Genomic DNA, 11,605 nt, shown 5'->3' on the forward strand with positions numbered 1-11,605 from the left:
ACCAACACCAACACCAACAAGTCAGTTGACGACATTGATAGTGGAATGTACGCGCTAAATGGCGCTTTGATTGGTTTATTTATCGGTAACTTTTTTGGTGTGACACCATTATTGGCTTTAGTGACTGCGTTAGGTGCATTACTCACGGTGCCGATTGCCCACATCGTATTCAGTTTTGAGAAATATCGCGGTTACACTAGCGCCTTTATCCTCACCACTTGGCTGATTTATATTATCCAATCAACCTTTGAGCTGTCAGCGTTTTCTGCACCTGATTCCGCACTGATGCCACTCATCAGTATTGAGGCTAACTCGTGGTTCAACCTGCCGACAGTGGTGATCCCGTTGTTAAAAGGGATAAGCCAAGTCAGCTTCATCGAAAATGCGTTGTCGGGGCTCGTTATCTTAGTCGCCATCGCACTCAACAATATCAAGCATGCCATTTGGGTTATGCTCGCAGTAATAATTAGCACCGTATTTAGCGGGTTGATTGGCGCTTCTAACGAACTGGTAGCCCAAGGTCTTTACGGGTACAACGCCATTCTTGCCACTTTAGCACTTGTGCCCTATCCGCGAATCCGTTGGCCGTTAATCCTATTAGGCATGCTGTTAAGCTGTCTCATCACACTTGGTTTTCATGAACTGTCACTGTTACCACTCACCGCCCCTTTCATTTTGAGTACTTGGGGGATGGTTTACTTGTCCAGCCTGATCCATAAACGAACCATAAGTTAGCTCTGAATAGTTACAGGCCAGTTTTTAGGCGCTCAACATATTGCTTGGGTGTCAAACCTCGATGTTTCTTAAACATCCGATTAAAGCTCGCGACATTGGTATAGCCGAGCCTCGTCGCGACTTTATCTATTGGCACTGAATACATCAACAACTCCACCGCCACATTACTTAACGCATAGCCCATAATGGTAGAAAAGTTGATGCCTAAGTTATGCAATCGACGTTGAAATTGCTGTTCAGATAACCCAAGCAAACTCGACACTTTATGCAGTGTTGGCAGGCCGAAATGGCGACTGTAATTGATCATCTCATAGGTCACCTTATGCTCATCCGCGGCATCAGGCATGTTGAGGTAATTATCTAAGTCATGAAAGTTCATTGCCAAGCTCATCTTGCCGCTAGAAGGGGCTTGATTGCTCGATAACCTCGACTGGCTTGGTATCCAGATTTCAGTTCGTGGCTGGCCCCACTGAATATTGCACCCAAAATACTCTTGATAGAGTTGAGTGTTCTCGCGATAACCTGCGATAGAGACGGCTGCGGGAGTAAAGTCGTCTCCCAAGTAACGCCTTAATATCTTCATCATAAAGATGGCAACTCGAATTGAGTCATGAACTTTACCCACCTCACTATAAGCAGGATTGTCGTAGCACCATTTGATGAAATTACCGACTTGAGCGCCATATAGAAAAGCCCCGGACTGCAAACAGTGCAACCCGATGTTAACTCGGCGTATAGACGACGCCAGATCGTGCCCCGAGAAAAACCAGTTAGAGAGAGGACCTAGCCTTTCAATATCCACTCTATCAGCCAGCTTCAAGATAATATCGGAATCACCGGTTTGTTGTTCAAGTAAGCCATACCATTTGTCCACTTCACTTACGGGGATAAGGTTCATCGGGTTATTAAACACCGATTTAGGAATACCTAATTGCTCAGTATTCACAGCCTTATTAGTCGTTGCGTATTGGTAAATACCCAAAATACCCAATGCTCTTAAGAAGTTACAATTGTTCATTAGCCACCATACTTAGAAGTCACTATTACAGATCAAATCATAATGACATCATTATTAAAGTAATTGGTAAATTATCAACTTCTAAATCTGATATCAATAACACTCGGTGCTCAATTTAACCTAGGGTATATCAATGAGTTTAGTTAGTGTCCCATTTGTCGGAACCGGCGCAGATACCGCACTACACGTAGTTGCAGGCGTAGTGTTAGTCGCAACCATCGCTGCTGCATGTTACGGCTTCTGGCGTGTGCATGAATTACCAATCAACAAGGCTCACAGTAAAGAGCATCAACAACTCGGTTTGATCACCGCATTAACATGGATTGGTTTTGTATGGCACTGGGTATGGGTACTAGCAGTAATTTTGGCCTTCGTTGATATGGAAAAAGCCATCATCAATCTAAGAGACACATGGAAGTCACCGACCACAACCAAGGAGCAAACAACTTCCGACAAGCAAGATGAGGAGAGCCAAACATGTTAGAAGGCTTGGCAATTTGGGCACTGTTCATTTACTTACTCAGACTTGTTGGTATGCCTTGGAACAAAGGCACCAAGGCGTTTGCGTACCTAGGGGGTACATCTTGGTTGCTGTTTGTATGGGTTGGCCTACTCAATTTTACTCCGATGGATCTATCGGGAGGCTCAGTGGTTCAGTCTCCACATATTCAGCTGCGTCCCGATTCAACTAATGTGTCGGGAAAAACTTCCAAAGTCCACATCGACCCAAACCAGGATGTGACTGAAGGACAGCTAATTTACGAAATTGATGACACTAAATATGTCATCGCAAGAGACAAAGCCAGCGTTCAACTTGAATCTGCAGAGGTCGCTTTAGACACAGCTCGTCAAGAAGTGAGCATTGCAAAAGTCAGCTATCAATCGGCGCTTGAAGACATCAAAGCTTCAGTCGCACAAATAGATTCGGCTAAAACAGACTTAGTACTGCAGTCAAAGACGCTTGATCGTTACCAGAAGCAAAACAAAGTGGTAGAACATACGATCACTGAAACTGACATCGACCAACAAACAGCAAAGGTAGACTTAGCGACGTATAACGTTACGACATTGGAATCTCAGCTTAGCAAGAAAGAAGTCGATGCCGAGAATGCGAAGTTGAACATCCACAAAGCTGAAACCAATGTGAGCAAGAAGCAAACTGAGGTCGATTCAGCAAAGGCAACACTGGCACAAGCACAATGGGACTTGAACAGCACCAAAGTCACGGCACCGACTGACGGCTTTGTAACGAACTTTATTCTTCGTGAAGGTCAGCGTGTTTCAATGATGCCTCGTATCCAGATGTATACCGAAGAGAAGTACGTGCTGATGCGAGTTAACCACCAAGCGATTCGTAATATTAAGGTCGGTCAACCTGCGGAATTTGCGACAGCGGTATACCCAGGAAAAGTGTTCTCTGCAACCGTAGAAGGCATTGTAGAAGCCACTGGTGAAGCGCAAGCAAGTTTGCTGGGTATCGATGAGCAGGTTCGTGTTACCACAGGCAAAAACCTTCAGAACAAGCACCACTTTGTTCGTTTAAAAATTGATGAGGCAGAGGGTTACGATATTCCTGTTGGCTCTGTCGGATTAGCTTGGGTAAGCGGTGAGAAGCCTATCAGCTTTATGGCGTTCCTAGACGTAATACGCGGGATCATCATTAGAATGAAGTCTCAACTGTACTTCTTCTACTCCATCTAATACTTCCTATTGGTGAAACAATACCCAAGCCCGTGCGCTCTTAGATCGCACGGGCTTTTTGTTTATTTCACCATTCGTCGCCAGAAAGAACACAAACCCGAAAAACGAATAAACACTCTAAAGTTGCAAATCGCAATTGCATTTTGCAATTGGGTATTTCAAAAACGCAAATTAAACGCTCAAATACGCACCGGATTGCTATAAAACTGCCGTTTTACGTGGTTTTAAAAGTTGGCACACTAACTGCAATGTATATATTGACCCTTCTTAAGCCGAGGGTCACCTAGCCAACTGACGTTGTTAGTGAACCTATTCTTGTTCACAAAATATATAGGCCAATTGCGATTATTGCGATTGGCTATTTTTTTGCCTGCAGTTTGGCCAACCGCCCTCTTTTTCGATACAGACACCCATTCAGACGTATAATAATAAGCATTCATAGCCAACCAAGAACAGCAGATAACCAACGCATTATAGAAAACGTTTTCTATTTGTTTTTTTTAAATAAAGACAGAAAATAACCCTATGTTTTACAAGATAATTACTGCAATAACTGGTTTTTATGGGCAATTATTGACAAAATTAGCATTGACTATGTGATTTATATCACCATAATGCGCAAGTTTGCCTGCAATACGGCGACCGTTAATTTTAATTTTGATCATTTGCGGAGGTAAAAAATGGCTGCTGATAATAACTACAGTCTAGGGCCGGTTCCTACATCGGCTAGGAAAGGAGTCGCTTCACTCACCATGGTAATGCTTGGACTCACTTTCTTCTCTGCAAGTATGTGGACAGGTGGTTCACTCGGGACAGGTCTTTCATTCAACGATTTCTTCCTCGCCGTTCTCATCGGTAACCTAATCCTCGGTATTTACACTTCTTTTCTTGGCTACATCGGCTCATCTACTGGCCTCTCTACCCACCTTCTTGCTCGTTTCTCTTTCGGTACTAAAGGCTCATGGCTTCCTTCTGCTTTACTTGGTGGTACACAAGTCGGTTGGTTTGGTGTGGGTGTTGCGATGTTTGCTATTCCAGTACAAAAAGCAACGGGCATTGATACCAACACCTTGATTATCGTATCTGGCTTGTTGATGACGGGTACAGTGTACTTCGGCATTAAAGCGCTAATGGTGCTTTCAGCGATTGCAGTGCCTGCGATTGCGATTCTGGGTGGTTACTCAGTACTGACTGCGGTAGACAGTGTTGGTGGACTAGAGCAATTGCAACTTATTAAACCAGAGACGCCAATGGACTTTTCAATGGCTCTTGCAATGGTTGTAGGTTCGTTCGTAAGTGCGGGTACGTTAACGGCCGATTTCGTTCGCTTTGGTAAAAAGCCAGCAAGCGCAGTATTAATTACTATGGTTGCGTTCTTCATCGGTAACTCGCTGATGTTTATCTTCGGCGCAGCAGGAGCAGCAGCAACCGGTCAGGCTGATATTTCAGATGTGATGATCGCGCAAGGTCTGCTGCTTCCAGCCATCATCGTGCTTGGCTTGAATATCTGGACAACCAATGAAAATGCACTTTATGCATCCGGTTTGGGTTTATCTAACATCACTGGTCGCTCAAGTACTACAATGTCTATCATTAACGGCATTATCGGTACGATTTTCGCACTTTGGTTATACAACAACTTCGTTGGTTGGTTAACCTTCCTTTCGCTGGCGATTCCACCAATTGGTGGCGTAATCATCGCCGACTTCTTCGCGAACCGTAAACGTTACAAAGATTTTGCAAATGCAGAGTTCCAAACCGTTAACTGGGCTGGCATTATCGCGGTAGCAACAGGCGTAGCCGCTGGTCACTTCCTACCTGGCGTTGTTCCTTTGAACGCAGTGTTAGGTGGTGCAATCAGTTACCTCGTGCTTAATCCTCTATTGAACAAAAAAGCTCTGAAATCTCAGGCCGCTTAAGGACACACTATGACAACCTTATTAATCAAGAACGCGAAACTTCAAGACCAAGAAGGCTTGAAACAGATTCTGATTGAAAATGGTCAATTTTCTCGCATTCTCGATAATGGCGCGCAAATCAATCATCAAGGCGACATCCTTGATGCTGAAGGTGGCATTGCAGTTACTCCTTTCTGTGAACCGCACATCCACCTAGATACTACTCAGACTGCTGGTGAGCCTAACTGGAACATCTCTGGCACTTTGTTTGAAGGTATTGAGCGTTGGGCTGAGCGCAAAGAACTGCTATCAATCGAAGACGTAAAGTCTCGTGCCAAGCAAACACTGAAATGGCAGATAGCTAACGGTGTTCAACACGTTCGTACACACGTTGATGTGTCTGACCCAACACTCGTTGCGTTAAGAGCGATGGTTGAAGTTCGTGAAGAGATGAAAGAGTGGGTCGACATCCAGATCGTTGCATTCCCTCAAGAAGGTATTCTTTCATACCCTAACGGCAAAGAGTTGCTTGAAGAAGCAGTGAAGATCGGCGCTGACGTTATCGGTGCTATCCCTCACTTCGAATTCACTCGTGAATACGGGGTTGAATCTTTGCATTATGTGTTCGAGCTTGCACGCAAGTACGACTGTCTGATCGACGTTCACTGTGATGAAATCGACGACGAACAGTCTCGCTTTGTGGAAACATTAGCAGCCCTTGCTCATAAGTTTGAAATGGGCGAGAAAGTAACTGCTAGCCACACCACTGCAATGGGTTCGTACAACAGTGCTTACACATCTCGCCTGTTCCGTCTATTGAAGATGTCAGGTATCAACTTCGTGGCAAACCCGCTAGTGAACATTCACTTACAGGGCCGTTTCGACGATTACCCGAAACGCCGCGGTGTAACGCGCGTTAAAGAGATGCTAGCAGCAGACATCAACGTTTGTTTTGGCCACGATGATGTGTTTGACCCATGGTACCCACTGGGCACAGCGAACATGCTTCAAGTTCTGCACATGGGACTGCATGTAACACAGGTTATGGGCTACGACCAAATCAACAACTCACTTGATTTGATCAGCAAGAACTCTGCTCGCACATTGAACATTCAAGACAACTTCGGTATCGAAGAAGGTAAGCCAGGTAGCTTGCTGATTCTTCCTGCTGACAATGGCTTTGATGCAGTACGCCGCCAAGTACCAGTGCAGTACTCAATACGCCACGGTAAGGTGATTGCAGAGACTCAACCAGCGAAAACAAAAATAAATTTAGATCAAACTGAAGATATCAACTTTAAGCGTTAATATCGTCTATACTAATGATCAAAAGGAAGCTGAGATGCTTCCTTTTGTTGTGTTGGACGAAGCGACAAAACTATCACTAAATCAGTGTAAATCTTGTACATTCGCACGGTATGACAAAAAAAGCACAAATTTCTTAAGCAATGCGTGTACATCTCAAAAGACTGTGTTAACATGCTCTCGCTCTGTTAGCCGGAGTTATTTAAGTTAGATGAATAGTAAAAAATTGACATGTAAAATCGTTACCCGTTTTTGTAAGTAGTTTTTCCTTATTTCTTAGCAATATTAAATAATTCAATTATCAGCGCATTGCATTAAATGCAATCAACAACTTAGAAAATTTATGAATAAGGGACAAATTATGTCTAACACAAATACTGGCACTGTAAAATGGTTTAACGAAGAGAAAGGTTTCGGTTTCATTTCTCAAGACAACGGCGGCGCTGACGTATTCGTACACTTCCGTGCAATCGTTTCTGAAGGCTTCAAAACTCTGAAAGAAGGCCAAAAGGTTTCTTTCGAAGTTGAAAATGGTCAAAAAGGCCTACAAGCAGCAAACGTTGTTGCTCAATAATTAGCTCTTATAGCTAAAAAGAATTTTAAAGCGCTGATTTTTATCGGCGCTTTTTTATGCCTGCTTATAAACATTTCCCCTCTCGATACAGGCTTTCCCCCGTAAACTCTGAACAAATGCAAATCACCAGCCAAGCGTCCTCAACCTAGACTTTCTCAATTAAAGCTCAACGATCAATTTACGTCACTTTTTGTATGCACTTCCCTAGACAACACTTAATTCTCAGTAATCTTTTGATACTAACTCACGCTACGCCGAAAGTTTGATAAGCCCAAATATGGTTAAAGAACAATCCATTAGATTACGCCTATGAATACGCAATCGATATTCATAATAAAAATGAGTTATTTATCCAACCCTCATCCACTAATCATATAATTTTTAAAGCAAAGACCTTCGAAATCCGCTAACCTTGTTCGCAAGTGGCTTAGTTGTTTTGGTATCTGCAGTAAAAATAATGAACAAAGACGAATTTCAGAAATCCACCGCAAATCTAAAAAAAGCGGTGCCTCTTATGATGAAGAACAGGGTGTCAACGACACCTGCAAATTACGCACTTTGGTACACCTATGTCGATAACGCTATTCCCCAGCTGACTCAAGACATGGATGGTGTTTTAGAACACTACGGTATTTGTCCTCCTGCCGTTGGTGAGCAGCTATACAACAATTATGTTGCCAGCAAATCCGAAACCAATATCAATGACCTTCGCGCTAATTTGGAACTGTTAGTTTCTGAAGTTTCCAATTCAATGAATGACACCCTGACCGACACCTCCGCTTTTTCTGACATGATCGATAAAAGCTTCGAGGACTTGGCTCGTGTTGATAATGAAAGCCTATCTATTGATGAAGTCATGTCCTTAGTTCGACAGCTGGTGTCTGAATCCCGTCATATTCGTCACTCTACTCAGTTTTTAAACTCTCAGCTAAACTCTGCAACCTCAGAGATCACCAAGCTAAAAACCCAGTTAGTAGAAGTTCAGAAAGATGCGCTTTTCGATAGTACAACCACACTCTATAACCGTCGCTCTTTCGACCGTGACATAGAAACCCTGTGTGAAGCACAACAATCTTTGTGTCTGATTCTTCTCGATATCGACCACTTTAAAAATTTCAACGACACCTATGGCCACTTGTTTGGCGATATGGTGCTTAAAGCGATCGCTCGCAAGCTGAAGTTAAGTTGCCGTGAAGGTATTTCTGCCTATCGATTTGGTGGTGAAGAGTTCGCGCTGATTGTGCCTAACAAGTCTTTGCGTATTGCTCGTCAACTCGCTGATACCAATCGTCGCTCTCTAGAAAAGCTGTCGATTAAAGATCGCCGCAGTGGTCAACAAGTCGGCAGTATCACTGCATCGTTTGGTGTCGCTGAACTTGAACCCGGCAAATCAGCTCAATCGCTGATTGAACGTGCTGATAAGCTACTTTATGAAGCGAAATCACTTGGCCGTAACCGAGTCATGCCTTTGTAAAACACACCAACAATGCTCTTATCGACATATTAGTCGGCTCGTATTGAGACTAGAAAGCCCCAAAGACATTATCTTCGGGGCTTTTTCTTTAGTTGTATAAATTACTTTAGCTAACTAGGATTCACCGTTAGATCTGGAAGCAATAATTCAAGCAGTAGTCTTCACCACTCTTTGCTCTGAACTCTTTATCTTCACTGCATGCCTTTGGTTTACCCTTTGCGTCACCTTGAATCAAACTGATCCAGTGGCGCATCGCTGCAATGGTCTCTTCACGCATTGTGGTTGTTGCTTCCATTGGTGATTGGCCAAACGTGGTGCATGATTCCAACTGAATATCATCAATTTCTATTAGCTCAATACAACCTGTCCCTTTGTGGCAACCAAACATCACCTCTAGGTGGCTGCCACTGCCATCTCGAAACAAGATAGAGTCTGGGTCGTTCTTCTCACCCATGTACGCTACAAACTGCTTAGGGTGCTTCAGACCGCTGTGCTGACCGTCTTTAAAGTAAGCCATAATATGGCGGTAATCGACTACGTAGCTGGTTACGTCTTGATGTGAACCATTCTCTAGTGGGAATAGTCGATCAAGCAGCTGCTTTGCTTTCACTTGCTTTTCAGTTTGCTGATTAGCATTGATTGTCTCCACAGCAAAGACAGCTTCAGCGATAAATGGCTTTGATTGTTTTTGGATTTCTGTTTTATCGAATGTAAGCATATTCATAGTCTTTCCCTCTTGACCAGTCCGGTGATAACCACCGATTTCTACAGCAAAAATGTGTCCTAGAGCAATTATTCCAAACTAACGTTTAATTTATTTGTCATTTTGTGAATTGCTTAGTTTGTAGATTAGCGCTTTTTACATACAATTTCACAACAAAAATTTTACAATGTGAATTTTACAAATATGGCCTTGTCAAAAAGTTTAGTTCGTCAGTCACATTTCCTAGGTACGAAAATCCGAAATCTTAGGAAGCGTAACCATTTAACGATGGAAGACCTGTCTGCGCGTTGTATTAGAATCAACCCAGAATACGCCCCTTCCGTTTCTTACCTTTCAATGATTGAACGTGGAAAGCGGGTTCCGAGCATCGATATGCTGGAAGTGATTGCACAGGTCTTTCAGAAGAATCCGACGTGGTTCCTCGACGACGAATCTGAACAACAAGCCATTGCTCCTGATAAGGGGAATCGTGGTGGGATAAGTGGCATGGCGCTCGAGCCGAGCTTCCTATTCTCAAACGACATCCTGCAAATTGCGATTCCTGAGATGCTGTCACAAACGGGCATTTCAGGCCGCCAGTTTGCGCACCTCTTGATTCGAGCACACCAAGAGAGCAACCAGAACCACTTCCCTGACCTTGAGCGCGCTGCGGAAGAAGTAGGCTTAAAACGTCTTAACCTCAGCGTAGAAGACCTGATAGACATCGCTAGAAGCCTAGGAATCAACATCCGCTGGGTGACGCGCACGCCGCAAGACGTCGTCGATGAGCTCGGAATTAACGCTAAGCAGTTAGTGACCTCCTTCTTTGAGCCTCCCGGTACTATCTTCTTAAACGAGATTCTTAAAGAGTATCCAACTCGTCTGAAATACGACCTTTCGGTTTATATCGGTCATTGCATTCTGCACAGCAAAGAAGGCCTAAAGAGTGTGTTGTCGGTCGGTAACAACAACACGTGGGACGACAACCAGGTATCAAGCTCTTCACAGCTCAACTCCCAAGATATTCTTCAAGCATGGCGAGACTTTGAATCCAGCTTCTTTGCTGGCGCACTTCTGTGCCCGAAAGTCCCGTTTAGGCAGCTACTTGACCGCACTGGTTACGAAATCGACGTTCACAAAAGAGCAGGGGTTTCCCCCTCTGTTGCGATGCGTCGAATGACTGTAGTATCGCCCTACCCTCACTGGCACTACTTTGATGCTTATGGGCCGGGGAAACTCAAGGCGGTATATCGCGGGAACGGGATTCCGCTACCTTGGGGAAATATGAGAACGGTCGCTGACCCATGTCAACATTGGGCTGTGTTCCGTCGATTATCAGAACCTCGAGCGGGAAGCTCGGCTCAAATCTCCATTTTGAACGTGGGTGATGAGCCAAGAATCTACTGCTGTGAATCCATCAATATGACGGATCCTGCGGGTAACAATCGTGTGTTGTGTGCTGGTATAGATCTCAACCCTGCGATTGATGCTCAAGGCGGTAATTCAAGAGACATAGCAGAGCAGCTTAAAGCGTCATGCGTTAACAATGGTGGCTCTGTGGTAATTCCGCGTAACATCAAGAAAGATCTCACGACAATAGCCAAGATTCTAAATATAAATTGGATTGAACGTGGGATTGAGACAGAGGCGAGGCTTATATGCTCCAGAGGTGGAGAATGCCCACGCCAGCCAAGCTGTTACTCGAAGTGTGGTGGGTAAAAAAGTAATAACAAAAAATAGAACCTAAAATTCAGGCAAAAAAAAACCAATCACAATAAGGGTGATTGGTCATATATTTTGTGTGAACAAAAAAGGTTCACTAACAACGTCAGTTGGCTAGGTGACCCTCGGCTTAAGAAGGGTCACCATTACTAATGCAGCATGCGTGCCAACTTTTAAAACACGTATTTACTACGCATCTGGACACGTATTAGCCGTATATCCTTGTTTGTTTTGCAAACTGGAATTGCAAATTGCGAAATTCAACGAAAACGCTAGTGATTATGTTGTTATTAATAAATCATTAAAGATTCATTACCCTTCCCCAAAATGCCATATTTCCCTTAGATTCAATCACTTTAAACAGCAATAAACCTCCCCTAGCTTACTCAAGCTATACGGTTACTCAACATAAACAACACCCTAAACAACGCCCATAAAAAAACGCGAACATTGAGATTCAATATTCGCGCTTATT

At 43.8% G+C, this 11,605-nt stretch carries 10 protein-coding genes; 8 read left to right on the forward strand and 2 right to left on the reverse strand.

Annotated elements, in window-relative coordinates:
* Positions 1–735: urea transporter (locus tag AB4329_RS09095; protein ID WP_372138099.1), on the forward strand; the 735-nt coding region annotated here is incomplete at its 5' end.
* A gap of 10 nt (positions 736–745) precedes the next feature.
* Here AB4329_RS09095 and AB4329_RS09100 read toward each other — a convergent pair.
* A complete protein-coding gene (locus AB4329_RS09100; protein ID WP_372132913.1) occupies positions 746–1,753 on the reverse strand; it encodes an AraC family transcriptional regulator ligand-binding domain-containing protein in 1,008 nt (335 codons plus the stop codon).
* 133 nt (positions 1,754–1,886) lie between these two features.
* Between AB4329_RS09100 and AB4329_RS09105 the strand changes: the two genes are divergently transcribed.
* The 6 genes from AB4329_RS09105 to AB4329_RS09130 all read left to right on the forward strand — a co-directional run bounded on the left by AB4329_RS09105 (position 1,887) and on the right by AB4329_RS09130 (position 8,705).
* A complete protein-coding gene (locus AB4329_RS09105; RefSeq protein WP_017066493.1) occupies positions 1,887–2,237 on the forward strand; it encodes an MFS transporter in 351 nt (116 codons plus the stop codon).
* Entirely contained in the window at positions 2,231–3,454 is a 1,224-nt protein-coding gene (locus AB4329_RS09110; RefSeq protein WP_017066494.1) for an HlyD family secretion protein, read from the forward strand. Before AB4329_RS09105 ends, AB4329_RS09110 begins: the two co-directional genes overlap by 7 nt.
* 680 nt (positions 3,455–4,134) lie before the next feature.
* Positions 4,135–5,373: a cytosine permease gene (codB, locus tag AB4329_RS09115; RefSeq protein ID WP_032546874.1), complete on the forward strand. Its 1,239-nt coding sequence runs from the start codon at positions 4,135–4,137 to the stop codon at positions 5,371–5,373.
* Between the two features lie 9 nt (positions 5,374–5,382).
* Positions 5,383–6,660 (forward strand): cytosine deaminase, encoded by a 1,278-nt coding sequence (locus AB4329_RS09120; protein WP_102332003.1) that lies wholly within the window; start codon positions 5,383–5,385, stop codon positions 6,658–6,660.
* 358 nt (positions 6,661–7,018) lie between these two features.
* Positions 7,019–7,231, forward strand: coding sequence for a cold-shock protein (locus AB4329_RS09125; protein ID WP_004740083.1), 213 nt, complete (start codon positions 7,019–7,021; stop codon positions 7,229–7,231).
* 457 nt (positions 7,232–7,688) lie between these two features.
* Positions 7,689–8,705: a GGDEF domain-containing protein gene (locus AB4329_RS09130; RefSeq protein ID WP_372138101.1), complete on the forward strand. Its 1,017-nt coding sequence runs from the start codon at positions 7,689–7,691 to the stop codon at positions 8,703–8,705.
* A gap of 127 nt (positions 8,706–8,832) precedes the next feature.
* Here AB4329_RS09130 and AB4329_RS09135 read toward each other — a convergent pair whose 3' ends face one another.
* Positions 8,833–9,429 (reverse strand): hypothetical protein, encoded by a 597-nt coding sequence (locus AB4329_RS09135; protein WP_372138103.1) that lies wholly within the window; start codon positions 9,427–9,429, stop codon positions 8,833–8,835.
* 168 nt (positions 9,430–9,597) lie between these two features.
* On the opposite strand from AB4329_RS09135, the gene AB4329_RS09140 reads away from it, so the two are divergent.
* Positions 9,598–11,127: a DUF3612 domain-containing protein gene (locus AB4329_RS09140; RefSeq protein ID WP_372138104.1), complete on the forward strand. Its 1,530-nt coding sequence runs from the start codon at positions 9,598–9,600 to the stop codon at positions 11,125–11,127.
* Positions 11,128–11,605: the final 478 nt, after the last annotated feature.

The sequence above is a fragment of the Vibrio sp. 10N.261.54.A5 genome, assembly GCF_041471145.1.
In the GTDB taxonomy this organism is placed as follows: Bacteria; Pseudomonadota; Gammaproteobacteria; order Enterobacterales; family Vibrionaceae; genus Vibrio; species Vibrio crassostreae_C.